The organism is Allochromatium vinosum DSM 180 (genome assembly GCF_000025485.1).
GTDB classification, from domain to species: Bacteria; Pseudomonadota; Gammaproteobacteria; order Chromatiales; family Chromatiaceae; genus Thermochromatium; species Thermochromatium vinosum.
In genome coordinates, this window is sequence record NC_013851.1 from 1,242,809 (window position 1) to 1,267,801 (window position 24,993).

A 24,993-nucleotide genomic window follows, 5' to 3' on the forward strand; every position below is an offset into this window, starting at 1 on the left:
GTCAAGCGCAGCGGGAACTGGCCGGAGTCCACTGATAGAGCCAGGTCTCCGTCAGTGCACCGCCCTGGGCATCGCGCAGATAACACCGCAGGTCCACAGGCTCGGCACCCTCGCTCAGCAGATCGAACGAGCAGCGCCAGGCCTTGGTGCCGATGAGCGGGCGGACGGCCTGCTCGCTGAGCTGACCGCGTGAGGCGGTGATGACCGGCGTCACCGACGCCTTGTCCGGCAGCCCATCGAGTCGACCGCCTTCGAAGTCGATGACGAACTTACGCGAGGGCGGGCGATTGTGCTGGCCGATGATGCCGCCGGCGCCGATGCGGGTGGAGATCACGGCAGCGACCGGATCGGGTATCGGCGTCTTTGAGCCCCAGTGGAGACGGTAGCTGAAACGCTGCTCCTGTCCGGGCAGGAACCCCTGAGCCGGGTTCCAGAACGCGACGATGTTGTCGAAGGTCTCGTCGGCGGTCGGGATCTCGACCAGCTGCACCGCACCGTCGCCCCAGTCGCCGATCGGCTCGACCCAGACCGAGGGCCGCCGGTCGTACCAGGCGCCATCGTCGAGATAGTGATCGAAATCGCGATCGCGCTGCAGAAGTCCAAAGCCCTTGGGGTTGCGATCCAGGAAGGAATTGACCCGCAGGACCGGCGAGTTGACCAGCGGGCGCCAGATCCACTCACCGGAGCCGGTGTGGATTGACAACCCATCGGAGTCGTGGATCTCGCCGCGAAAGTCGTCCGAGACCCGTCGATCGTTCTCGCCGTACTGATACATGGAGGTCAGGGGCGCGATCCCGAGCCGCTCGACGGTGCGGCGCGGATAGAGCGCCGCGTCGACGTCCATGCGCGTCATCTCGCCCGGAGTGATCCGGAAACGATAGGCGCCGGCCACACTCGGGCTGTCGAGCAGGGCATAGACCGTGACGCCCGTGGACTCGGGACCGGGCCGTTGCAGCCAGAACTGGCGGAACTCGGGGAACTCCTCAGGGCGCGCCAGACCTGTGTCGATGGCCAGACCGCGTGCCGACAGCCCGTATTGTTTGGTGCCGCCGACGGCGCGGAAATAACTGGCGCCGAGAAACGAGAACATGTCGCGCTCGAAATCCGGCCCGACATGGACGCGAAAACCCGCGAATCCGATGTCTTCGAGTCGCTCGGGCTGACCGACCCGCTCGCCATAGTCGAACAGACCCGCCGAGTAGTGGATCGGATAGGCGAGACCATCGACGACTTCATGGATCTGGACCGCGTGCTTGAAATACAGCCCGAGATGGAAGAGTCGCGCCTGGAAGGGCAGACCCTCGGCACGCCAGAGCGCATGTTGCGGGTCGAAGCGGATCGACTGATAGGCATCCCAGTCGAGCTGCTTGACCCAGGCCGGCAGGTTCTCGGACGGCGCGACATAGGGGTTGGCGGCCAGTCGGCGCGCCTCGCTGCGCAGCCAGTCGTAACTGAAGGGGGCCTCGGGCGTGCTTGTGGGCACCGCACGCGCGGCCGATGGAAGACTGGCCCAGGTGCCTGCCAGTGCCAAAAGTGTTTGGAGCAGTTCTCTTCGAGTCAGCATGCCGCAGGTTCCCGGCTATCGATGGGTGATGGAAGCGCGATTGTCGGGCCGAGATCCGGTCGACTGCAAGTGAATGGGTGGCTCGCGCTCACAAACCCTTGGGAGCCGCCCGCCGGTTCGCCGTCGGCACGACACTCAAACAGATCGCTCCGAAACCGCGATTTGCGATTATAATCCGTCTCTTTTCAGATCGAACGCCCATCCCCGCCGACCTTCGCGCTCAATCCGGGCCGCGCGTCCTCGCCGCCGAGCATCCGCGCCCGCTCCGCCTGACTGTGAGACCCTCTACATGATCGAATACAACCGCGATGCCCATGACATCTATCGTCAGTCGTTTGCCATCATCCGCGCCGAGGCGGACCTGAGCCGGATTCCAGCCGATCTGGAGGCGCTGGCGGTGCGCGTGATCCATTCCTGCGGCATGCCCGAGATCGCGGCTGAGCTGGAGTTCTCGCCGGGTGCAGGCGCGGCGGGATGCGCGGCACTGGAGTCGGGCGCGACCATCCTCTGCGACAGCCGCATGGTGTCCGAGGGCATCACGCGCGCGCGGATGCCGGCCGACAATCCCATCGTCTGCACTCTGCACGACCCGAGCGTCCCGGCGCTGGCGCGCGAACTGGGCAACACCCGCACCGCCGCCGCGCTCGAACTCTGGCGTCCGCATCTGGCCGGTTCGATCGTGGTGGTCGGCAATGCGCCCACGGCCCTGTTCCGGCTGCTGGAGATGCTCGACGAGGGGGCGCCCAAGCCCGCGCTCATCCTTGGCTTCCCGGTCGGCTTCGTCGGCGCCGTCGAGTCCAAGGAGGCGCTCGCCGCCGACAGTCGCGGTGTGCCCTTCGTCGCGGTGCGCGGTCGGCGCGGCGGCAGTGCCATGGCGGCGGCGGCGGTCAACGCCCTCGGTCGCGAGCATTCCTGATCGACATGGGCAAGGGACGTCTCTATGGCCTGGGCGTGGGTCCAGGCGATCCTGAACTCATCACGCTCAAATCGCTGCGCTATCTGCGCGCCGCGCCCGTGGTCGCCTACTATGCCGCGCGCGACAAGCCCGGCAATGCGCTGACCACGGTGCAGCCGCATCTGCGCCCTGAGCAGATCCGGGTGCCGCTGATCTATCCGGTCACGGGCCGGAAACCCGAGCCGCCCTACGACTACGAGGGCGCGATGCGCGACTTCTACGATGCCTCGGCCGAGCGGCTGGCCGAGCATCTGGAGGCCGGGCGCGACGTGGCCGTGGTCAGCGAGGGCGACCCGCTGTTCTACGGCTCCTTCATGTATCTGCACGACCGGCTGGCCGAGCGCTATGAGACCGAAGTGGTGCCGGGCGTGTGCTCGGTGCTGGCGAGCGCGGCCGTGCTGGGGACGCCGCTGGTCTATCGCGATCAGCGTTTCCAGGTGATCGCCGCGACTCTGCCCGAGGAGGCCCTGATCGAGCGGCTCGACGGGGTCGAGGCAGCGGCGATCATGAAGCTCGGCAGCAATTTCGACAAGGTTCGGCGGGTGCTGGCACGGTTGGGGCTGCTGGAGCGGGCGCGCTATGTCGAGCGCGCGACCATGGAGGGCGAGCAGGTACGTGCGATCGCCGACATCGATCCCGAGAGCGTGCCCTATTTCTCGATGATCCTGATTCCGGGCGAACGCTGGCCGGGATCGAGCGCCGGAGCGCCCACGGCCGTGCCGGCCCCCGAGCGGGCGACATCCAAGCCGGGCCGGCTGGCGGTGATCGGTCTGGGACCGGGGGCGGCCGAACTCATGGCCCCGGCTGTGCGCGAAGAGCTGAATCGCGCGCAAGACATCGTGGGTTACACCACCTATGTCGAACTGGCCGGCCCCTTCCGTCCGGATCAGCGGTTGCTCGACTCCGACAACCGTCAGGAGCTGGAGCGCGCACGGCTGGCCTTCGAGCTGGCGGCCCAGGGGCGGCATGTCGTGGTGGTTTCGTCCGGTGATCCCGGCGTCTTCGCCATGGCGGCGGCGGTGTTCGAGGCGCTCGAACAGTCGCAGGATCCGGTTTGGCACGCGGTGGATCTGGCGATCCTGCCCGGCATCTCGGCGGCCCAGGCCGCAGCCGCTCGCGCCGGCGCACCGCTCGGACACGATTTCTGCGTCATCTCGCTGTCGGACAATCTCAAGCCCTGGTCGATCATCGAGCACCGTCTGCGACAGGCGGCCCAGGCCGATCTGGTCATGGCGCTCTACAACCCGCGCTCCAAGGCGCGTCCCGATCAGTTCGCCCAGGCGCTGGCCGTTCTGCGCGAGACCCGCGCTTCCGAGACGCCGGTCGTGCTCGGCCGTGACATCGGCCGCCCGGATGAATCGCTGACCGTGACCACCCTCGGCGCGATCCGGCCCGAGCAGGTCGACATGCGCACCGTCGTCATCGTCGGTTCGTCGCTGACACGGCGCCTGGCGCGCCAGGATGGCGGCGAGTGGGTCTATACGCCGCGCTGGTATGGGGAGTCTTCCGCGTCCAAATAGATCGGCGTGTCTGAAAGGCCGTCGATCCAGTTGAGCGCCTCGTCGACGGTGGCGGCTCGCGCCACCTCGGCCGGTCGCGCCGGACGCTGGAGCATGACGACGCGAATCCCACGCTCACGCGCGGCGATCAGCTTGGCCGATGTGGCTTCGCCGCCGCTGTTCTTGCAAACAATGGTGTCGATGGCCCAGGTGTCGAGCAGGGCGCGTTCGTCATCGAGCGCGAAGGGGCCGCGTGAATAGAGCCATTCGGCGGCCTGGAAAGCCGGTTTCGGATCGGGCGGTGTGACGAGCCGGATCAGGAACCAGCTGTCATCGACATCGGTGAAATGGGTCAGCTCCTGACGCCCGACCGCCAGCAGGACGCGCCGCGCCGCGAGCCGGCGTAGCGTCTCGGCCGCATCCGTCCAGGTCTCGACCGGCTCCCAGACATCGTCCGGCCCGGGCCTCCAGGCCGGGCGCTCCAGCCTCAGCAACGGCACGCCCGCCAAACGGCAGCCCTCAGCCGCATTCCACCCCATGCGGGCCGCGAACGGGTGGGTCACATCGATCACGGCCCGAATCGAGCGCTCGGCCAGATAGCGCGCCAGCCCCTCGACCCCGCCGAAGCCGCCGATGCGCGTCTCGCCCGCCGGCAGCCGCGGATTGGCCGTGCGTCCGGCGAGCGAGTTGATGACGTGCCAGCCGCCGCGCCCGGCCAGACGATCGGCCAGATCATAGGCTTCGGTGGTGCCGCCGAGGATCAGCAGGTTGGCCGGCATCGGTTGCAAGACCCGGTTCAGGGCAGACTGATCCGCGTCATGACGCCATCCTTGAGGCGCCAGTGCTTGATCCCGGCGGCCATGTGCAGCAGCACCGTCAGGCCGAGCGCCAACCCACCGAGTCCGTGATAGAAGAACAGGGTCTCGCCCAGTTCGGCGTTCGCGGTCAGCGGACTTTCCAGGCTCAGCGTAAAGAATTCCAGCGGATAACCGGAAACGGCTGTGGCCACCATGCCGCCGATCGGCACGCCGAGCGAGAGCAGATAGAGCAGCAGCAGCGTCACGCCACCGACGGCGCGCTCGACACCGCTCAGCGGCGGATCATAGGGCGGGGTGGTGCCGCGCACGCGCAGCACGAGGCGCAGGATGGTCAGCAGCAGCACCAGTACGCCGATGCTCTTGTGATAGGTGAACAGCTTGCCGGCTGTCTCCGCACCGACCAGATTCGACAGCCCTTCATAACCAAGTGTGCCGAAGGTCAGTCCACCGAAGAGCAGACCGAGCACGAGCACGGCCAGCACCCAGTGCAGAAAGCGTTGGGTAAAGGTATAGCGGTTTGCAGTCAAGATCGTCTCCTGGCAGTTCACAGGCTGGGTTGATATCGGGGGTTGCGCGCTTCAGCAGCCGGGTACGGCGGCGCGGGCGTATCTTAAACCGCCTCCGCATCCAAACCTAATGAGGACTCGCATTCGGCGTGCGTAATTGGCGCTCGATGTCCTCGGGCGACTGCGGACGCCCGTAGAGATAGCCCTGGACCTGCCGACACCCATGACGTCGCAGGAACTCGGCCTGTTCCTCGGTCTCCACGCCCTCGGCGATGGTGATGAGTCCCAGCGCTGTGCCGAGGGCGATGGTGGCCTTGACGATCTCGGCATCGCCGGCATCCTGGGTGACGTCCTGGATGAATTCGCGGTCGATCTTGATCTTGTCGGTGCGGAACTTGCGCAGATACTGCATCGACGAGAACCCGGTTCCGAAGTCGTCGATGGCGAAGTGGATGCCCAGCTCGGAGAGACGCGCGATATCGGCCTGGGTCCGGGCGTCGGCGGCGATCAGCACCGTCTCGGTGAACTCCAGCTCCAGATGCTCGGGACGCGCGCCGGTCTGCTCCAGAACGGCGAGGATGTTGTCGCCGAAGTCCGGATCACCGACCTGCTGGGCGCAGAGGTTGACCGCGACACGCCCGAACTCCAGTCCCCGGTCACTCCAGTCGCGAATCTGACAGCACGCGGCCTTCAGCACCCAGTCCGAGAGTGGCCGGATCAGCCCGCGCTTCTCGGTCACCGGCAGGAAAGCGGCGGGCTGGCGCACGCCCTCGCGCGGATGATGCCAGCGCACCAGGGCTTCCATGCCGACCAGCCGGCCCGAATCCAGGTCGAACTGCGGCTGGTAGTCGATGAACAGCTCGTCGTTCTGGATGGCCTGGATCAGTTCGCGTGCGATCTCCATCTCGCGGCGCAACTGCTGGGTCATGGAATCGGCGAAGAAGGCGTGAGTGCCGCGCCCGGCTTCCTTGGCCTTGTAGAGCGCCACATCGGCGCGTGTGATGATGTCGTCGACGTCGTGGCACGCCTGGTCGGCGATCAGGATGCCGATGCTGGTGTTGATGTCGATGCGGTTGCCGTCGATCCAGAACGCCTGACCGAATGCCTCGATGATTTTGGTCGCCAGTGCGGCGGCATCGCCGATCTCGCCGATCTTGCTCTGGAGCAGGGCGAATTCGTCGCCGCCGAAGCGTGCCAGGACGTCGGTACCGCGCGTGATCGCGGTCAACCGCTCGGCCACGGCGCGCAGCAGCTCGTCGCCGACCGGATGACCGAGACTGTCGTTGACGTCCTTGAAATGATCCAGGTCCAGCATGTGCAGGGCGAAGCGCTGGTCGTCACGGCGCAGAGCCGCCAGCGCCTGTCCCAGCTCCTCCTTGAACAGCAGACGGTTGGGCAGTCCGGTCAGGCTGTCGTGGAAGGCCAGATGCTGGATCTCGGCCTCGGCGCGCTGCCGGGCGCTGATGTCGTGGAAGGTGACGACCGCCCCTTCGATGCGATGGTCGCGTCGCACGGGCGTGGCCCAGTACTCGGCCGGGAAACAACTCCCATCGCGGCGCCAGAGCACTTCGCTGGTGGCGTGGCAGTCCTGACCCTGCTGGAGCGTGGCGAGGATCGGGCAGCATTCGGGCGGCAAGGGTAGGCCATTGGCCCGTGAATGATGGATCAGAGGATGGACGGGCTGGCCGATCAGGGTCTCGGGTTCGTAGCCGAGCATGTTGGCGGCGGCCGGGTTGATGAAGGTGACGCGCCCTTCCAGATCCAGGCCGAAGATGCCCTCGGTGGTGGATTCGAGCAGCAGTCGAGCTTTTTCCTCGGCCTGACGGGTCGCGTTCTCGGCGCGATCGCGTTCGATGACGATGGCGGCCAATTCGGCGGCCGACTCGATCATCTCCAGATCCGCCGGCGAGGGCTCCATCACGCGCGTGGCATAGATCGCGACGGTACCGAGCACCTGCCCCGCGTGCCCGATGATCGGCTGTGACCAGCAGGCGCGCAGGGGTGTCTGGAGCATCAGATCACGGTAGGCCGACCAGTCGGGATGTGACAGCAGGTCAGCGATCACCACCCGCTGGCCGGTGACGGCCGCCGTGCCGCAGGAGCCGACGCCCAGGCCGACCCTGCTCCCCTCGACGGCGCGCGTATAGAATTCGGGCAACCGGAGCGCGGCGGCCGTGCTCAGCGTCTGAGTCTCGGGGTCGAGCAGATGGATCGAGCAAATGGCGTGCGGAGCGATCTCCTCAATATAAGCGACGATGGCCGTGAGCATGTCGCGCAGTGGTTGTCCGCGCGCCAGCATCTCCAGGACGCGGTTGCGTCCGTTCAGCAGTAGCCGCGCGCGCTGATAATCGGTCACATCCTTGGCAATGCTGATGAACCCGGTCACTTGACCCGATTCGTCGCGTTTGTAGTTCCAGCCCACTTCGACATCGATGGTTTGCCCATTCGCCGTCAGGTTTCGATTGTAATAGGCGCTGGGTGTCGGTTGCTCGCTGGCAAAGGTACGCAGATCCTTCAGCAGCGTCGCGCGCTCGTCGGCGGGCAACAGCATGGAGACATTGCGACCGATCAGGTCTTTCGGCTCCAGCCCCAGCAAGTGTGCGGATGCCGGATTGGCGTACTGGATGCAGCCCTCGACGTCGATCTCCTGGATGTAATACTGACTGACCTCCACCAGGGTACGAAAGCGCTGTTCGCTCTCACGCAACGCCTGCTCGGCCTGCCGACGCTGCGCGATCATGGTGCTCGCGGCTTGGGCGATGGTCTGGAATTCGCGGAATCTCAGTTCTTCGGCGGTGATGTCGGCCGCGGTGTGGATCGCCTGCTCCAGATAGTCGATACAGGATTGAGTGTCGAGACGTTCCTGGAGTGCGATGCGGCGCGTCTGCCAGGCGGCGATGAGCGAGATGACGACGAACAGCCCGGTGATGGTGGCCAGCTCGAGCCACAGGCGCTCGCGCACTTCCTGGTGCATGGCCTGGATACTGGATTCAATGTCGTCGACGAAAACACCGCTGCCGACATACCAGCCCCATTCCTCGATCGGTTCGACATAGCTCAGTTTGGGGGCCGAGCGCTGGTCCGGGAACCTGGGCATGACATAGTCGACAAAGCCGCCACCGGCGCGCGCCTGTTCGATGAGCGCTTGCACGACCTTCTTGCCGTTGACGTCAGTCTGTTCTAGGACGTTCCGCCCACGGGCGGGTCCGGCCAGTGACAGACCATCGAACCGTCCGGCGAAGATGTAGGAGCCATTGGTGAAGCGCAGCGCGTTGAACCAGTCGAGAACCGTTTCCTGGGTTCTGGCCAGTATCTCGGCCGGATCGCCCCCAGCGCCGGCGGCGCGCGTCTCGCGTTCCAGTTGATGACGCGCATAGGCGATCGCCACGCGCACGCGCGACTCCAGGCGTTCCCGGTGCTGTTGCAGGTCACGGGCACGCAGGAGGCTGCTCTCGCGTGCAAGTTCGCGATATTCGAAGACGGTGACCACCGTCAGGCACGTGACGATGGTTGCCAGAAGCACGAGCAGCATCCGGCGTGAAACGGAGACGATGAGCGAGGGCGGTGACATTTAAGCGTTGTCTCTGCGAATGGAGACTCGATCCAGCGACTCACGCACCAGTGCAATGGCACGATAACCGGAATGAACGAACTTACTGTAGGGCAGGAGCAGGAAGAAGGCGAGCACGGTCCCGAGATGGACGACGAGCAAGGGTGCCATCGCCGAGGTCGCCCGCCAGACGAGCAGGGCCAGTCCGCTGCCGGCCACCACGGACAGCAGACCAAGAAAGGCCCGGTCGAGCCGGCGCGCCTCGGGGGCGAGCGGTGCGGGATCGGCGCGCCATTCGATCCAGCCGAGTCCCAGGACGGCGACCAGCAGAGCGAGTCCGCCGAGCGTTCCGAGCAGAACCGGGGCGCTCAGGACGGGGTAGGGGGCCTCCAGTCCCAGCCCGTGATGATAGAGGGTCGCGGCCAGGGTCGCGGCGAAGCTCAGCCCCAGGCCACTGAGCAGCGTTTGATGCAGCCGGCGGCGCCAGTGCGAGAAGCGCGCGTCGAGATCGTTGCAGCCCGGACCGCCGCCGCGCAGATTGCGCAGATCCAGGATGTCGGCGAGCGCGCTCCAGAGTGCGCGCCCCGGTTGTACCGCCTCGTTCCCCACTCTGTCCTCGGGGCGGGTCAGCGTCCAGTAACGACGCCAGCCGATGCCGATGGCGAGCGCCGACCAGCCGAGCGGCAGGACACCGATCCAGACCATCACCGACCAGGGCAGGACGCGATAGAAGGCGCCGGCGCCTGTGTCCGCGTCGATCGTCGGCACGCCGGCGGCGGGGGCGAAGACCAGCATCAGCCCGAACAGCAACAGGATCGCGCCGAGCGTGACCCAGACCACAGTCGCGACCGGGCGGTTCAGGAGCGGCGCAAAGGATCTGGGCCAGACATGGTCCAGATAGCTCTGATGGCGCATCCGCGCCAGTGCGCGCGGAACGTTGACCGCGAAGGCATGGGGCGGGGCGTATTGGCAGGCATGGAAGCAGTTGCGGCAGGCATGGCAGAGATTGGCCAGATGGGCCAGATCGGCCTCGGTCAGGGCCGGGCGGCGGCGCGCGGCCTCGAACAGGTCGCAGAAGCCGTTGCAATAGCCGCAGGCATCGCAGATGCCGAGGGCGCGTCGGGCCTCGGCGCGGATCTCAGACGCGGACATGACGCGCCGCCTCCTCGCCGGCCAGACGGCCGAACACCAGCCCGATGCTCAGTGCCAGTCCCGAGACATAGCCGCGCGCCATGAGGTTGGGCGCCATGATCATGCCGGCGGCGAACAGGTTTTCCACCACGCCGCCGGCGGCCAGCCGCACGCGCGCCCGTTCGTCCACCGCGAGTCCCTGATAGGTGAAGGTGATCCCCGGACGCATCGGATAGACGCCGAAGGGCGGCTCGATCAGCGGGTGGGCGTGACGGCTCTTGGGCGGCTCGAGACCGGCCGTGTGCCAGTCGTCATGCTCGTTGGTCGGCGCCCGAACGGCGGCATTGTAGTCGGCGACCGTGGCGCGGAGCGTCGCTGAACCGATTCCGATCCTGCCCGCCAATTCGTCCAGGCTGGCGGCCTGGATCGGCGGATAGAGCGCGGGCGGTGCGGCGCGCAGACCGCGTGCGTCCAGGATCAGATAGCCGGTCTGGTCCGGCCACTCGGCCAGACGCTGCCCCCAGAGCGCATAGCGGGTCGAGGCCGTGTCGCCGCCCTCGTCGTGCCGGCGCCGTCCGTGCGCATCGACCACGATCCCCTCCGGCATACAGCGCACGCGGGTGGCGATGCCGCCATCGTCGGCCGGCGAACGCGCGTCGACCGCCACCAGATAGGCCGCCTTGGGATCACCGACCGGCCGGACACCCTGACGCAGCAGGGATTCGAGCAGTTCACCGCTGGCGAAGGGCGTGCCGCGATTGATGAAGCCGTCAGCCGCCGCGCCCCAGTGTCGGCGCAGCCAAGCGCGGTTGGCCTGGGCGCCGCCGCAGCAGGCGATGGTCGTGCGTGGCGTCGACGGGTAAGACGTGCCATCCAACCGGACGGTCAAGGTGGCCAGGCGTCCGTCCTTGATCACGGGATCACGAATCTCACAGCCGTAGCGGATCTCCACCCCCAGTTGCTCGGCGAGCGCATAGAGCCGGTTGAGCAGCGTCTTGCCGCCGCCGAGCAGAAAGGCCGTGCGGCGCGATTCGGGCAGAACGCCGCCGGCGATCGGCTGCAAGGGGACGCCGGCCCCGATCAGCCAGTCCGTGATGCCGGCCGAGCGCTCGACGAACAGACGCCCCAGGAGCGGATCGGCCGTGCCCTCGGTCGCACGCGCGAGTTCGGACCAGAACTCCGTGGCCGGATAGACGCCGTGGGTGAAGGGCGTGGGCGCGTCATGGCTGAGACGCAGATTGCGCGAATGGCGCGTATTGCCGCCGCGCAACGGTTCGGGCGCCTGTTCGGCCAGGAGCACCGAGCAACCGGCACGGCGCGCCGTGATGGCCGCGCACAGGGCCGCCGCACCGCCGCCGATCACCAGAATGTCTGGAGCTGAGCGGGAGACTGGAGGGGGAGAACGCCGCCGCCGTGGACGGAAATGCACGAAGAGGTTTGACAAGGGTTGGCTTGGATTAGAAGAATACTGGGTTTTCGCAGTGCCACCATACGCGGGGATCATCGCGCCATGCAAGAGACTTCATCGACCCAGCGACCGGGCAAGGTTTGGTTCGTCGGGGCCGGTCCGGGCGCGCCGGATCTCATCACCGTGCGCGGCAGCCGGCTGCTGGCCGAGGCCGGAGCCATCCTCTACACCGGCTCGCTGGTGGCCGAGACCGTGCTGCAATGGGCTTCGCCCGACTGCGAGATCGCCGACTCCAAGTCGATGGATCACGCCCAGGTGACGGCCTGGCTGCTCGATCGCGCCCAGCGTCACGACACCGTGGTGCGGCTCCAGACCGGCGATCCGACGCTCTATGGCGTGCTCGCCGAGCTGGCGCGTCCGCTGGATGCGGCCGGGGTTGCGGTCGGGATCGTGCCCGGCGTCTCCTCGGCCATGGCCTCGGCGGCCGCTGCCGGCGAGTGTCTGACCCTGCCCGAGATCACTCAGACCGTGATCTTCACCCGTCTGTCCGAACGCACCCAGATGCCCGAGCGCGAGTCGCTGGTCTCGCTCGCCGCGCACGGCTGTACGCTCTGCATCTTCCTTTCGATCGAGCGCATCGAGGCGGTGGTCGAGAATCTGATCACGGCCGGCTGGACGTCCGAGGCGCCCGTGGTGGTGGTGCACAAGGCGACCTGGCCGAACGAGGAACTGGTGCTGCGCGGTACGCTCAGCGACATCGCCGCGCGCTGCCGCGAGGCGCAGGTCGACCGTCAGGCGCTGATCCTGGTCAGTCCGGCACTCGGGGCGCGCGCCCAGAACGACTACAAGCCATCCAAGCTCTATGATGCCGCCTTCCCGCGCCGCTTCCGTCCGGCGCGCGAGCCGGGCTGATCCAGCGTCCCATGTGGATCGAAGACACTGACCGCTATCGCCTGACGCGCCAGGGACGCTATCTGTCGGCCATCTTCAAGCGCCCGCATCGCGTGCTCAGCACCTGCCGGCTCAACGGCGGACTGCGCGAGGATCTGACCCATGTCGCCAACCATCAGAGCTGTGAGGGCGTGGCCCATGTGGTGCGCGAGGCGTCGAACGCCGGGCATGGTCTGGAGGACTATCACCGCGCCGCCTGTGCGGCGGGCCGGTTGCCGCCCGAGTCGACCGCGCTCATGGCCACGGCCGCCAACATGCAGTGCGCGGTGCTGGCTCGGGCCGAGCACGCGGATCTGGCCGTCTCGGTGGTCGCCACGGCCGGGGTGCTCGGCAACGCGACCCGCGCCGGTGATCCGGCCGGCTGGCATGAGCAGCGCGACGGCAGCCGGCCGGTCGAGCGAAACGAGAGCGGAACCGCGACCGTAAGTGCTCTCGGCCAATCGAACCTGGCGCAAACCGCCTGCGCCCTTCCGGCACCACCCGAGGCTGGCGCCGGAACCATCGTCACCCTGGTCTTCATCAACCAGCCCTGCAACCCGGCCTGTCTGGTGCGCGCCGCAACCCTGGCCACCGAGGGCAAGAGCGCGGCCGTGCTGGATCTGCGTATGCCGAGTCTGCAATCGGCGCGACTGGCCACGGGCACGGGCACGGATCAACTGGCCATCGCCGCTCCACTGGTGCGCGCCGAGGAAGGCGAGTGGGAGCGTCACTGGGCCGGCAGTCACAACACCCTGGGCGAGCTGGTCGGACGCGCGACCCACGAGGCCGTGACCCGCTGTCTGCTGTTGCAGAACGGCGTCTGCGCCGAACTGCGCCGCAACCTCTGTGCCGCACTCGGACGTCATGGCTGCGACGAAGCGGTCCTGCGCGAGCTGGCGCGCGCCGAACTCGACCCGCCGGACGCCCACTGCTTCGAGCACAACCTGCTGGCACTCATCCACGATCCACTGAGCGCGGCGGCTGCCTATGGTCTGGCCGAAATCCTCGATCTGGTCGATGTCGGCGTGCTGCATGCCGAGGTCGCGCGCGAGTCGATCCTCAATCAGGCCTCACTGCTGGCTGCCGCCGTGGCCGTCAAACCCGGTGACTTCGCCTGTTTCCGTGAAGTCCTCCAGCCGCGCGCCGATCTCACGCCCGGACGGCTGGCGGCGCTGGCCGTGGTCCTGGGCTTCGAGCACAAGTGGAATACGCATGACTGAACATCTGATCCTGATCCTCGGCGCCTGTCTGCTCGATGCGCTCATCGGCGATCCCGTCTATCGGCTGCATCCGATCCGGCTCATCGGTCACTGGATACTCGTCTGCGAGCGCGCGCTCTTCGCGCTGGGTCTCAATGGACGACTCGGCGGCGTGATCCACTGGGGATTGGTGGTCGGGACAGCGCTCTGGGGCTGGTTCGGCGTCCGTCTCGGACTCGACGCCCTCCATCCCTGGCTCGCCTTCGGCTGGGATCTGTTCATCGCCTACAGCCTGCTCTGCACCCGCGAGCTGCTGGAACAGGGCTGGCGTATCCTGCGCGATCTCGACGATCTGCCGGCCGTGCGCCGGCGGCTGTCGCGGCTGGTGGGACGCGATACCGAGCCGCTCCAGCGCGATGGGGTGGTGCGCGCCACGCTCGAAAGCCTCTCGGAGAACCTGACCGATGGCGTGCTCACGCCGCTGTGGGCGTTCTGTCTGTTCGGTCTGCCCGGACTGATCCTGGTCAAGGCGATCTCGACGCTCGACTCCATGGTCGGCTACAAGAATGAGCGCTACGCGCGCTTCGGCTGGGCCGGCGCGCGCAGCGACGATCTGATCCACTGGCTGCCGGCGCGGCTCTCGGTGCCGTTGCTGGCACTCGCCGCCCTGTTGCGGCGCGAGCATCCGCTGCTCGCCTTCCGCGCCGCCTGGCGCTATCACGCCCTGCTGCCCAGTCCCAACTCCGGCTGGAGCGAGGCCGCCTGCGCCGGAGCGCTGCGGGTGCGTCTGATCGGCCCGGTCTGGCGCCGGGGCCGGCTCATCAACGAACTCTACATGGGCGATCCCGACTGGCCGGCCGATCTCGACGCCGGGGATCTGCGCCGGGGTCTGTGGCTGATCCTCACCGCCTGCCTGCTGGCGTTCGCGGCCGGGGTGATGCCGCTCACCCTGGCGTAGCGATCACAGTAAGCCCTGACAGATTCCGCCCTGGCAGCGGATCAGGAAACTGTCGCTGCCCTGACAGGGAACCTTGTAGACCTCGCCGTCCTGACGCGACTCGATCAACTGCGAGCCGCTGCCCGCGACCTGACAACCGCGCTGACGGGCATACTGCTCGGCATTGGCCGACCAGAGCATCCTGGAGCCTGTCGCGGTCGGCGGATTCACGGCGTCCGCTCGGGGCAGCGACACCATGTTATCCCGTGGCGTATTCAGGGTCGCCGGCATCGGTGCCGGTTCGGGCATGGGTCTGGCGTTCAGATTCGAGCTGGCGTCGACCACTGGCGCGGCGCCCGGCGTGCTGTATCTGGGTTCAGACGCGGGTCTGCGCGTATAGGTCGGTCGCGGAACGCTCGAATCGGCCCAGGTTGGCGCGGGCATGGCCGGTGTGGTGCCCGCATTGGTTCGCGATGCGGCCGGCGGCGTCTGAGCGGGTGCTGTGGGCGCCGCTGGAGCTGGCGACGCGGCTTGAGCCGCCTGGGTGTTGACGGCGGATGGTGCGGAGGCCGCATCGGGTGGCGCGGGCGACTCGTCCCAGGCGCTCTTCCAGCCCTCCGGGGGCGGGGCCGCGCGTGCCAGACGCTCACGATCACGCATCCAGCGCTCGCGCAGCGAATCGAGCGACTGCATGAGCGCATCGCGGAGCGGGTCGGTGTAGTCGGTGCGCGTCGCCGGGCGTCCGGCCTGGCTCGGGGTGACGAGTTCGGCCAGGGTTGCGACCTCGATGCCGCCGCCAGAGTCCTTGAACAGAGTCGTGACCTCGAGCGTGGAGCCGGGCGCCGCGCTCAGGCGCGGGGTCGCAAGCGCCATGACCGACGGCTCGGCGGGTCGTCCGACGACCAGGCGGTCGTTGGTCGAATCCGCATAGCGAATCGACCAGCCGCGACTGCGCGCCGCGCCCATGGCCAGCGACTTGACTTCGGACAGGGTGGCGCCAGGCAGCATCAGACGTGGCAGATAGGTCGTATCGATCGGCGCCGGCCCGGTCACTGTCGGCTGGGCCGAACCGCCGGACGAGGCGATCGGACCGCTCGCACAGGCCGAAAGCAACAGAGATGAGATCGCGATACAGCAGGTAACGGCCTTCAAGCGCGGATTCACTTCGAGCCTCATGGATCCTCGGCCGGTGTCGGCCTGGATGATCTAAAAATGGAGATGGATGTGCAGGGAGGTGTTCGGGACAGGAGTCGCCACCAAAAAGGTGGAGAACCTGGAGAATATATAACGATTCGAGTTGGGCTTACAATGGGCCGGGCGGTCGCGATCGCACCTCATGGTCAGACGCTTCCGTGTCGGTCGGGGCTGTGCGTCGATAGTGCTCCGTATTTGCGGCCGCTGTGGTTATCATTGGCGCCAATATCGATCGATTCGAGAAATCCTCATAGTGCGGGCACTGATCAAATTCTTCGTCGAACTCTGTCTGCTGCGCCGTCCGCCTCAGGATCTGCCGGCCTCCGAGATGCTCCTGGGACTGGTGCTGGTGGCCGATCTGGCGGTTGGCGTCCTGGTCGGTATCACGGCGGGACTCTCCTGGCTGACGAGCCTGCTCCAGGGCGTCGCCGAGCTCCTGCTGATGCTGGTCGCGCTCTATGCGGCCCTGACCCAGCTCAAGCTCCGCGCGCGCTTCCTGCAGGCGGCGACGGCTCTGCTCGGCAGTGGCGCGGTGCTCGGTCTGGTGGCGATCCCGCCGCTGAGTCTCAACCCGACCGGCAGCCAGGAGAACGATCTGGCCGCGCTCGGCGCCTTCCTGCTGCTGGGGCTGGTGATCTGGGGCCTCCTGGTCACGGGCCACATCCTGAGACACACCTTCTCCATCACGCTCGGCCAGGGGTCGGCGATTGCGGTCGCCTTCCAGATCGTGGTGGTCACACTCGTCACCAGTCTCTTCAGCGGTCTGTGACGCGCTCGACGCCCAGGCGGGCTCCAGCGTAGCGATTTTCCCGGAAGCCATTCATGCATCTACACATCCTTGGAATCTGCGGCACCTTCATGGGCGGGATCGCGCTGCTGGCGCGCGCGCTGGGTCATCGGGTCACGGGGTCGGACGCCAATGTCTATCCGCCCATGAGCACCCAGCTGGAAGCGGCCGGGATCGAGCTCATGGAAGGCTATGACGCCGCGCATCTGGACCCGCCGCCCGACGTGGTGGTGGTCGGCAACGCCATGAAGCGCGGTATTCCGGCGGTCGAGGCCATGCTCGATCGCGACATGCGCTACTGCTCCGGTCCCGAGTGGCTGCGCGAGAATCTGCTGCGCGAGCGCTGGGTGCTGGCCGTGTCCGGCACGCACGGCAAGACGACCACGGCCAGTATGCTGGCCTGGGTGCTGGAGGATGCGGGGCTGGACCCAGGGTTCCTGATCGGCGGGGTGCCGCTCGACTTCGGTGTCTCGGCGCGTCTGGGATCGGCGCCCTTCTTCGTCGTCGAGGCCGATGAGTACGATACGGCCTTCTTCGACAAGCGCTCGAAGTTCGTCCACTACGGGCCGCGCACCCTCATCCTCAACAATCTGGAGTTCGATCACGCCGACATCTTCGATGATCTGGGGCAGATTCAGCGCCAGTTCCATCATCTGATCCGCACGGTTCCGGGTAGCGGGCTGATCGTGCACCCGGCGCGCGTGCCGGCGGTGGATACCGTCATCGGTCTGGGCTGCTGGACTCCGCGCGAGACCTTCGGCGCCGAGGGCGATTGGCGCGCCGAGCTGATCGAGCCGGACGGTTCGCGGTTCCGGGTCTGGCTGCACGGCGCCGAGGCCGGTGTCGTCGACTGGGGACAGAGCGGATTGCACAATGTCGAGAACGCGCTCGCGGTCCTGGCCGCCGCGCGTCACGCCGGGGTGCCGGTCGGTGCGGCGGTCGAGGCGCTCGGGCGCTTCCAGGGCGTAAAGCGACGGCTGGAGGTGCGCGGCGAGGTCGCCGGCATCCGGGTCTTCGACGACTTCGCTCACCATCCGACCGCGATCGCCACCACGCTCGATGGACTGCGCCGTCGGGTCGGTGCCGAACAGCGGATTCTCGCGGTGCTGGAGCCGCGTTCCAACACCATGCGTCTGGGAACGCACAATGCTGAGCTGGCCGGTTCGCTGACGGCGGCGGATCGGGTCTATGTCCATGCGCCGAGCGATCTCGGCTGGGACGCGGCAGCGGTGCTCGCCGGCTTGGGTGAGCGGCTGGCGGTGCATGACGCCATCGAGCCGATCGTGACCCAGGTGATCGCCGACAGCCGGCCGGGCGATCAGATCCTGGTCATGAGCAACGGTGGATTCGGCGGCATCCATCAACGGCTGCTGGATGCGCTGCGTCTCAAACATGGCGCTTGAGTCGAAGTCCGTGGCCGATGCAAAGCGGGACTGGCCGCGCACGATCACGCTCGCCTTCACCGGTGCTTCCGGGGCGCACTATGGTCTGCGGCTGCTCGAATGCCTGATCCGCGCCGATGTTAGGGTCTATCTGCTGATCTCGCAGGCGGCGCAGGTCGTCGTCAAGATGGAGACGGGGTTGGATCTGCCGGCACGTGCCGGCGAGGCCGAGTCATTTCTGAGCGAGCGCTTCCAGGCGGTGCCGGGGCAGTTACGGGTATTCGGACGTCAGGAGTGGACAGCGCCCGTGGCCAGCGGCAGTCATCCGGCCGAGGCGATGGTGGTCTGTCCCTGTACGGCCGGGACACTGGGGCGCTTGGCCGCCGGACTGTCGAGCTGTCTGATCGAGCGCGCGGCGGATGTCTCGCTCAAGGAGCGTCGCCCGCTGATCCTGGTCGTGCGCGAGACGCCGTTCTCGACCATCCATCTGGAGAACATGCTGCGGCTCGCTCAGGCAGGAGCCACGATCATGCCGGCCAATCCGGGCTTCTATGGCAATCCAAGCCGGGTCGAGGACATCGTGGACTTCATGGTCGCCCGTATCCTGGACCATCTCGGTGTGACGCACACACTGGTCAAGCGCTGGGGCGATTGAGCGCGATTTCAGCGGTTGACATTCATCCAACTACATAAGAAACTGTTGATGTACTGAAGCTCTCGGCTCCAGTACACTCCTCCATCCTCCTTTGGTGGTAATTTTTCGAGCGCGATGCAACCCGTCGCGCTTTTTTTATGGGCGGATTCCAGGCGGGTGATCGATGAGCCGGCCACACACCTGGCGCAATCGCTCCAGCAACGCCTCCCGACCACGAGCGTCGAAATGTCGTGCCAAGCCGGTGAGCGGACGACATTGCAGCGCAGCCGCGACCAGCAGAGCGGCCTCCCGCCGATCGATGCGTCCGGCGCTCAGCGCGTCGGCCAGATGCCGACGTGTCAGAACCGACAGGAGCGGCAGACTGGCTTCCAGCGTCCGATGTCCCGCAACGAACGACTCCAGCTCGCGGCGCCAACCGCCCGACCCGGCGTGCAGCGCGCACTCGGCCGAGTCCGGCACGGGCAGGGCGCCGATGAGCGTGGCGGCGATCTCAGGGTCGAGTGTGCGCAGTGGACCGGCGAGCCAGACCGGCAGACTGGATGTCAGGCGTCGGCCGGCGTCTTCGAGCAGGCGTTCGCCCGCGACCGAGATCGCTCGCAGCACGACGGCAGCGTGCTCGCCACTGGCGGCATTGCGACTGGTGCCGATCTGAGCCGGCACGAAACCGCAGGTCTGCCAGAACGCCAGCAGCTCGGTCGTGGCCCCGAAGCTGGCGCCCAGGAGATCGATTCGCTCGACTCGGGCGGCCTGTTCCAGTGCGGTCAGCATGCGTCGCCCCAGACCCCGTCCTGTCACGGCCGGATGCACGACGATCCGGATCACGCGCCAATAGCGATGGATCGGCGCCTCCGGCAGACCGGCATGGGCCGAGAGCGTCTGGGGCAGGAGATGGCCGCGCGGTCGGCGCTGGCCGCGAAAGATCGCCGCGCGCAGATCCGGATCGCCCATCCCCCCTTCCTCGGCGACGAGCAGGGTGCCGATCAGGTGCCCGGCCTGGCGCAATACCAGGACGCGCACATTGGGGCCGTCGAGCAGCATCCGCAGATCCAGTGGACGGGTCTGATAGTGAGCGAGCACCAGCAGGCCGAAGAGTTCGCGCAATGTCGGCTCGTCCCGGAGCAGGGCGTCGCGATCGAGCCAGTGTGCATTCGGGCCGGCTGGATCGGCGCTGGCGGACTCCTGGATGTCCTGGCGCGCCGCTGGCGCCGCATCCAGCAGGAGCGCCCGGAAGACCAGGCGTTCGAGTGGATCATCGGCCGCCCAGCGGATCGGGGTGTCCAGGGTGATGGCGCGCCAGTCCGGTGTCAGACGCTCCAGCGTCTCGCGGAAGCGGATCTCGAATCCGCGTCCTGTCCCCTCGTAGCCATGCACGGTGCTGGCGAAGACGACGCGGCCATGGCGTTCGAGCAGCGCCGTCAGCAGTGGGGCGGGGATGCTGGCCGCCTCATCGACCAGGAGCAGATCGGCGGCGGGTTCGTCGTATTCGAGGAGTTCGGCCGGCGAACGGAAGACGAGCGACTGGAGTGCTGTCGCCCCGTCACGAGTCTGGCCGGTGCTCCGCTCGACATCGATCAAGACGGCCCCGGCATGACGATAGAGCGTCTCGACCGCGTCGCGCCGGGGCGCCGTCACCACCAGACGCCGTCCGCCCTCGATCAGGAGGCGCCCGGCGGCCAGACCAAGTGCCGCGCTCTTGCCGCGTCCGCGATGCGCGGTCAGGACCAGCGGGCGGCGCGGGCGGCCATGCGCCGTCTTGAGGATGGCGGCGACCGCCTCGGCCTGATCCGGGGTGGAGGGGCGAGCCGGATCGGTGCGTGTCGGTTGATATGTCCGGTCATGGGGGAGCGTACTCGGGACTCCGGCAACGGATGCCGTCATCGGCTCGGCTCGATCCTGGTCGATACGCACGACAGTCGGGTCAGACTCCAGCACGGCGATGAGACGTGCGATGAAGCGTCGGCTCAATCCGGACGGCTCGAATGGCCAGACCGAGATCCGCTCGCTCTGCGGATCGGGCCGGCGCAACCACTCGGCCACGGGCGGCGTCAGGAGCGCCAGGAGTCCGCCGCCCCGAATCGCTCCCGTGGCGGCGCCGAATCCATCGGGATCGAATCCGTCATGGACGTCCAGGATCAGTAGATCCAGATCCATGCCCATCAGACGTATCGCTGAGCGTAGCGGTCGGCTCGGCTCAGCGAGTATTGGGCGCTCAGCGAGACAGACCCGATCGATCTCGGGCAGGGCGGCGACGAGTCGGCGCGCCTCATCCGCCGTCCATTCGGGCGATCCGCGCAACCATAGGGTCAGACGATGACCGCGCGCACGCGCCAACGCGCGCTGATCGCGCAGCCATTGAGTGTCGAGGGAGCTATCCACGTATCAGGACTCTGTTTCGGGCGGCAGTAAAAGACTCAAGGCACCATCGCGCCCGTATCCGGGACGAAGCGCTCACGCGGCACCGTGCGCAGTGCCGGCTCGACCTGTGGGTCGAGTCGGTCGAAACCCAGCTCGCGGGTCGTGGCGCGAACCGCCATCCGAATCTGCTCAACCAAGCGATGGCGCTCAGCCGTCATGGTGTCCTCCTCCGATTCCGTCGCCTGGGAGGATAGCGCAACTGAAAAAGGGGCCAGAAGCCCCTTGAAGTCGAGATCCGGAGATCTCGCGATCTCGTGCTTATCCGAAGGTATCGTGCACGATGTTGTTGTACCAGCTATAGGCGTACTGCACCTCGCGCTCCAGCACCCAGTCCGGAGCATCGACCGGGGTGACCCCGCCCGAATCCGGCACCGATTCGATGGCCGAACCATCGGCGTTCGGCCGATAGATGGCCGCGACCGAGATCCCATAGGCCGGAGCCAGGATCGAGTAACAGGTGTTGAGATAGGACGGCGTGCCCGGCTCCTCGCCCTTGAGCAGCGCCACCACGGCGGCGGCGGCGACCTTGCCCTGGCTGTTGGCCGAATAGCCAGACTTGGGCATGGGATTGGCGATACAGGCATCGCCGATCACATGGATACCCTTGTGGATACTGGACTCGAAGGTCTTGATGTCGACCGGGCACCAGCCGGCGTCATTGGTCAGCCCGGCGATCTGTGCGATCTTGCCCGCGCGCTGCGGCGGAATGAGATTGATGACATCGGCCTTGAACTCGTCGCCGAAGGCGGTCTCGACCATCATCTCGCCGCCATCGACCTTGACCACAGCGGAGTCCGGCCCCGGATGCCATTCGATCATCGCATTCTCGGTGCCGAAACCATAGAGCCGCTCCCAGCCCTTGGAGAACTGGGACTGCTTGGAGAACGTCTGGCTGCTGTCGAGGATGATGACCTTCGACTTGGGTTTGTGAGCCTTCAGATAGTACGCGACCTGACTGGCGCGCTCATAGGGTCCGGGCGGGCAGCGGAAGGGCGCGGCCGGAGGGGCGATGACCACGGTGCCGCCGTCCGCCATGTCTTCGAGCTGTTTGCGCAGGATGGCGGTCTGTTCGCCGGCCTTCCAGGCATGGGGCAGCTTGGCGGCGGCCTCCTCGCTGTAGCCCTCGATCTTGTCGTAGATCAGCTCGATTCCAGGGGCGACCACGCAGCGGTCATAGCCGAATTCGGCCCCGCCGGCAGTCTTGACCAGCTTCTTGTCCGGATCGATGCCGGTGGCGCTGTCGTGCACCACCTGAATGCCGTGCGCCCGGAGACCGTCATAGCCGTGCTTGATCGATTCGAGCTTGCGGTCGCCGCCGATGACCTCGTTGCTCAGATAGCAGGTGTAGTAATCCGTGTTGGGCTCGATCAGCGTGACCTCGATGCTGGGATCGGCGAGCTTGATGTACTTGGCGGCCGTCGCGCCGCCCGTGCCGCCGCCGACGACCACCACTTTGCGCCCGGCGCCGAAGGCGAGGTGCGGAAAACCCAGGATACCGACCGCCGCCACGGCGGCGCCCGAGGTCTTGATGAAATCGCGTCTGTTCAACGTCATGTCCGTCTCCCCCGATTATTGCTGGCTGGCGTAGAAGGCAAAGAGTGCGTCGAGTCCTGCATCGCCCTCGGCCTTGAGCAGTTCCCTGAGCTTGCTCGCCATCTTTTTCTCCATCGGCCGGCGCTCCTCGCGGAAATCCGACATGGCGTACTGGAGATAGGGCGTCCACTGGCCGGCGAGGATGTGGTAGTCCTCCTCATCGGCAAGCGGCTTGCCGCCTTCGACATGGCACTTCTCGCAGTACTTGTCGTGCAGCTTCGCGCCCGTGTCGGCGAGTGCCGTGTCGAAGGACTGCTTGGCCGGCTGATAGGTCTGCTGCTTGAAGTAGCCGGCCATCTTCTCGAAGTCCGCCGTCGAGTAGCCCTTGGCGATACGGCCCATGATGGTCGAGGCGATCTCGCCGCTCTTGAAGCCTTCCATCACCTCGACGAAGACCATCGGGTCCATCTGGGCAATGGAGGGCGAGGCGGGGCCGACGCTGTTGCCATGGGTGCCGTGGCAGCCGGCGCAGTTGTTGGTCAGCATCTCGGCGGTAGGCTCGGCGCCGGCGTTGGATGCCAGTCCAAGCGCCAGCACGCTGGCCGCGAGCATGAGTCTCGGGGTGCTTTGGGTCATGGTGTTGCTCCTCTCCTTCTTGGTTTGATTCAGTGATTCAACCGCTTTTGTTATGAGGTTATGGGTTGAATGCGACAGGCTGCGTGAACCTGTCAGTCACCCGCGCACGACACGGGCGTGCCTTCAGGCCGGTCCGGCTCAAGGCGTCTTGGAGGCCTTGGGTGCCAGGCGTGCGATCGCCTGCCGATGGCCGAGTTGGACGGCGATGTCGGCCGCCGTGCGGTCGGCGTCGTCCTTGAGATCGGTCCGGGCACCGGCCGCGATGAGCCGGTCGATGAGTTCGGCATGATCGGTGGCGACGGCCTCCATCAGCGCCGTCGTGCCCTTCCGGTCCTGCCGGTTGGGGTCGGCGCCCATGGCGAGCAGGCGCTCGACCATGGCGACATGGCCGTGTCCGACAGCCAGGATGAGCGCGGTCGAGCCGAGCGCATCGACCGCGTCGAGCTGGGCGCCGAGTCCGGCGAGCGTCTCGACGGCGCCGGCCTGCCCCTGATCGGCGGCGATGAGCAGTGCCGTGGCGCCCTGTTTGTCGCGCGCCTCCAGATCCGCGCCGCCCTCGATCAGCAGGGGCAGCACCCCGGTCTCGCCCTTGGACGCCGCCTGCATCAGCGCCGTGCGGCCTTCGCGATCGGCGGCCTTGGGATCGGCGCCCTTGAACAGCAGCTGCTCGACCATGTCGGTGATGCCGTGACGCGAGGCGATCATGAGCGCATCCCAGCCGGAGCGGGTGCGATCATGGACATGGGCGCCGCGCTCCAGGAGCAGCGCACTGATGCCGATGTGTCCGGCCTCGGCGGCGAAGGTCAGCGGAGTACAGCCGGCGACGGTGCGGGCATTGACGTCGGCGCCACGGCTCAGAAGCAGGGCGACGGTCTCCAGATCGTCGCCCTCGACGGCGAACATGAGCGCGGTCTTGCCGAACTGATTGGGAGCGTCGACGTGCGCGCCCTGATCGAGCAGCTCGGCGGCGGTCTCGGTGTCGCCGATCATGGCGTTCAGCCGCAGCTCGGTCTCCAGATCCGGCTCGGCGGCGCAGACGGACGAGCCGGCCAACAGCAGGGCCGAGGCGAGCAGCGGGGCGCGAAGGCGGGATGTGCGGATTGGGTCCATGGCGGCCTCTTGGCGTGCGCGGCGCCTCCCGGATCAGGAGGCGTCGTCCGGCTCGGTTGGCTCGTGATGGGCCACGCCCTTGTGGCACTCGATACAGGTCTGGCCCTTGTCCTGGGCGGCGGAGTGGCGGCTGCGCGCCGAGCGGCTCTGCTCGGAGAGATCCATGTCAGCGTAATCGTGGCAGCTGCGGCATTCGCGTGAATCGCTGGCCTCCAGGCGCTTCCAGACCAGATTGGCCAGATACCAGCGGCGGGCCTCGAACTTCTCGGGCGTGTCGATGGTTCCCATGACCTCGTGATAGACGTCCTTGGCGGCCACGATCTTGGTGACGAGCTTGGGTCCGAGTTCCTTGGGCACGTGGCAGTCGGCGCAGGTAGCCTGGACGCCCGAGGTGTTCTTGTAGTGGAGCGACTCCTTGTACTCCTCGAAATTGGTCTGCATGGTGTGACAGGAGGTGCAGAATTCGAGGGTATTGGTGGTCTTGATGCCGAAGTCGACGGCCCAGACGAACACGATGCCTCCGACGAACATCAACCCCAGGGCGAGCAGTGAAAAGCGCTTGGCCGACGAGGCCGCGTGCTTCGACATTGTGGACATCCTCCAATGGCGGGCGGTTTGTTATGACACCGCTCTAATCGGCCGTTCGAGGAGGCGCCTGCCTCATCGAACGGCTCGTCGATTGATAATTGTCATGGATCTTAAAACAAAGCCGGTTGGGATGTATAGCTTTCGATCGACCGCACGAGGCCGTCGAAGCTCAGCCTCGTGCGCGGGGAGGAGGAGG

21 protein-coding genes and 1 pseudogene are annotated in these 24,993 nt (G+C 66.8%); 9 read left to right on the forward strand and 13 right to left on the reverse strand.

The genetic code is table 11. The features are described from left to right. Nucleotide 1 precedes the first annotated feature (1 nt). Entirely contained in the window at nucleotides 2-1,564 is a 1,563-nt protein-coding gene (locus ALVIN_RS05330) for a glucan biosynthesis protein (RefSeq protein ID WP_012970290.1), read from the reverse strand. A gap of 289 nt (nucleotides 1,565-1,853) precedes the next feature. Here ALVIN_RS05330 and ALVIN_RS05335 point away from each other — a divergent pair, with 289 nt between their 5' ends. The 3 genes and pseudogenes from ALVIN_RS05335 (at nucleotide 1,854) to cobJ (ending at nucleotide 4,039) form a co-directional block, all read left to right on the forward strand. After that, nucleotides 1,854-2,480, forward strand: coding sequence for a precorrin-8X methylmutase (locus tag ALVIN_RS05335; RefSeq protein ID WP_012970291.1), 627 nt, complete (start codon nucleotides 1,854-1,856; stop codon nucleotides 2,478-2,480). Between the two features lie 5 nt (nucleotides 2,481-2,485). Beyond that, a pseudogene (locus tag ALVIN_RS17945) lies at nucleotides 2,486-3,199 on the forward strand (precorrin-2 C(20)-methyltransferase); the annotation flags it as partial. Between the two features lie 36 nt (nucleotides 3,200-3,235). After that, nucleotides 3,236-4,039: a precorrin-3B C(17)-methyltransferase gene (gene cobJ, locus ALVIN_RS17950; RefSeq protein ID WP_317623707.1), complete on the forward strand. Its 804-nt coding sequence runs from the start codon at nucleotides 3,236-3,238 to the stop codon at nucleotides 4,037-4,039. Here cobJ and ALVIN_RS05345 read toward each other — a convergent pair. The 5 genes from ALVIN_RS05345 to tcuA form a co-directional block, all read right to left on the reverse strand. After that, entirely contained in the window at nucleotides 3,997-4,797 is an 801-nt protein-coding gene (locus tag ALVIN_RS05345; protein WP_012970293.1) for a cobalt-precorrin-6A reductase, read from the reverse strand. The genes cobJ and ALVIN_RS05345 overlap by 43 nt on opposite strands. A 17-nt stretch (nucleotides 4,798-4,814) precedes the next feature. Further along, on the reverse strand, nucleotides 4,815-5,363 hold the full coding sequence (locus ALVIN_RS05350) for a cytochrome b (protein ID WP_012970294.1): 549 nt from the start codon (nucleotides 5,361-5,363) through the stop codon (nucleotides 4,815-4,817). A gap of 106 nt (nucleotides 5,364-5,469) precedes the next feature. Continuing rightward, nucleotides 5,470-8,913, reverse strand: coding sequence for an EAL domain-containing protein (locus tag ALVIN_RS05355; RefSeq protein ID WP_012970295.1), 3,444 nt, complete (start codon nucleotides 8,911-8,913; stop codon nucleotides 5,470-5,472). After that, the gene (tcuB, locus tag ALVIN_RS05360) at nucleotides 8,914-10,044 is read right to left on the reverse strand and encodes a tricarballylate utilization 4Fe-4S protein TcuB (protein WP_012970296.1); all 1,131 of its coding nucleotides are present in this window, start codon (nucleotides 10,042-10,044) and stop codon (nucleotides 8,914-8,916) included. It abuts the gene before it with no gap. Further along, entirely contained in the window at nucleotides 10,031-11,386 is a 1,356-nt protein-coding gene (tcuA, locus tag ALVIN_RS05365; RefSeq protein ID WP_012970297.1) for an FAD-dependent tricarballylate dehydrogenase TcuA, read from the reverse strand. Before tcuA ends, tcuB begins: the two co-directional genes overlap by 14 nt. Before the next feature lie 147 nt (nucleotides 11,387-11,533). On the opposite strand from tcuA, the gene cobM reads away from it, so the two are divergent. Genes cobM through cbiB form a run of 3 tightly spaced genes read left to right on the forward strand, consistent with a single transcriptional unit; the run spans nucleotide 11,534 to nucleotide 14,518 of the window. Beyond that, complete coding sequence (gene cobM, locus ALVIN_RS05370; protein WP_012970298.1) at nucleotides 11,534-12,343, forward strand: precorrin-4 C(11)-methyltransferase; 810 nt, start codon at nucleotides 11,534-11,536, stop codon at nucleotides 12,341-12,343. An 11-nt stretch (nucleotides 12,344-12,354) separates the two neighbouring features. Further along, complete coding sequence (locus ALVIN_RS05375; RefSeq protein WP_012970299.1) at nucleotides 12,355-13,581, forward strand: adenosylcobinamide amidohydrolase; 1,227 nt, start codon at nucleotides 12,355-12,357, stop codon at nucleotides 13,579-13,581. After that, nucleotides 13,574-14,518, forward strand: a complete 945-nt coding sequence (cbiB, locus tag ALVIN_RS05380; protein ID WP_012970300.1) for an adenosylcobinamide-phosphate synthase CbiB — start codon at nucleotides 13,574-13,576, stop codon at nucleotides 14,516-14,518. The genes ALVIN_RS05375 and cbiB overlap by 8 nt, the downstream gene beginning before the upstream one ends. Nucleotides 14,519-14,521: 3 nt before the next feature. Here the strand turns inward: cbiB and ALVIN_RS05385 are convergent, their stop codons facing one another. Next, nucleotides 14,522-15,673, reverse strand: a complete 1,152-nt coding sequence (locus ALVIN_RS05385) for a hypothetical protein (protein WP_012970301.1) — start codon at nucleotides 15,671-15,673, stop codon at nucleotides 14,522-14,524. A gap of 271 nt (nucleotides 15,674-15,944) precedes the next feature. On the opposite strand from ALVIN_RS05385, the gene ALVIN_RS05390 reads away from it, so the two are divergent. The 3 genes from ALVIN_RS05390 to ALVIN_RS05400 are packed head-to-tail and all read left to right on the forward strand — an operon-like array spanning nucleotide 15,945 to nucleotide 18,515. Next, the gene (locus ALVIN_RS05390; protein WP_012970302.1) at nucleotides 15,945-16,460 is read left to right on the forward strand and encodes a hypothetical protein; all 516 of its coding nucleotides are present in this window, start codon (nucleotides 15,945-15,947) and stop codon (nucleotides 16,458-16,460) included. Between the two features lie 53 nt (nucleotides 16,461-16,513). Beyond that, nucleotides 16,514-17,881, forward strand: a complete 1,368-nt coding sequence (gene mpl / locus ALVIN_RS05395; RefSeq protein WP_012970303.1) for a UDP-N-acetylmuramate:L-alanyl-gamma-D-glutamyl-meso-diaminopimelate ligase — start codon at nucleotides 16,514-16,516, stop codon at nucleotides 17,879-17,881. After that, a complete protein-coding gene (locus ALVIN_RS05400) occupies nucleotides 17,871-18,515 on the forward strand; it encodes a flavin prenyltransferase UbiX (RefSeq protein WP_050750291.1) in 645 nt (214 codons plus the stop codon). Before mpl ends, ALVIN_RS05400 begins: the two co-directional genes overlap by 11 nt. Before the next feature lie 135 nt (nucleotides 18,516-18,650). Here the strand turns inward: ALVIN_RS05400 and ALVIN_RS05405 are convergent, their stop codons facing one another. The 6 genes from ALVIN_RS05405 to ALVIN_RS05425 form a co-directional block, all read right to left on the reverse strand. Continuing rightward, nucleotides 18,651-20,891: a tRNA(Met) cytidine acetyltransferase TmcA gene (locus ALVIN_RS05405; RefSeq protein ID WP_012970305.1), complete on the reverse strand. Its 2,241-nt coding sequence runs from the start codon at nucleotides 20,889-20,891 to the stop codon at nucleotides 18,651-18,653. A gap of 35 nt (nucleotides 20,892-20,926) precedes the next feature. Further along, nucleotides 20,927-21,088 carry a hypothetical protein gene (locus ALVIN_RS17780; protein WP_012970306.1) on the reverse strand — a complete coding sequence of 54 codons (162 nt, stop codon included), beginning with the start codon at nucleotides 21,086-21,088 and terminating at the stop codon, nucleotides 20,927-20,929. A gap of 100 nt (nucleotides 21,089-21,188) precedes the next feature. After that, nucleotides 21,189-22,484: a sulfide-cytochrome-c reductase gene (fccB, locus tag ALVIN_RS05410; protein ID WP_012970307.1), complete on the reverse strand. Its 1,296-nt coding sequence runs from the start codon at nucleotides 22,482-22,484 to the stop codon at nucleotides 21,189-21,191. A 15-nt stretch (nucleotides 22,485-22,499) separates the two neighbouring features. Then, nucleotides 22,500-23,099, reverse strand: coding sequence for a cytochrome subunit of sulfide dehydrogenase (locus ALVIN_RS05415; RefSeq protein ID WP_012970308.1), 600 nt, complete (start codon nucleotides 23,097-23,099; stop codon nucleotides 22,500-22,502). Between the two features lie 138 nt (nucleotides 23,100-23,237). Continuing rightward, nucleotides 23,238-24,209 (reverse strand): ankyrin repeat domain-containing protein, encoded by a 972-nt coding sequence (locus ALVIN_RS05420; protein WP_012970309.1) that lies wholly within the window; start codon nucleotides 24,207-24,209, stop codon nucleotides 23,238-23,240. 33 nt (nucleotides 24,210-24,242) lie between these two features. Continuing rightward, complete coding sequence (locus tag ALVIN_RS05425) at nucleotides 24,243-24,797, reverse strand: NapC/NirT family cytochrome c (protein WP_012970310.1); 555 nt, start codon at nucleotides 24,795-24,797, stop codon at nucleotides 24,243-24,245. Nucleotides 24,798-24,993 lie beyond the last annotated feature (196 nt).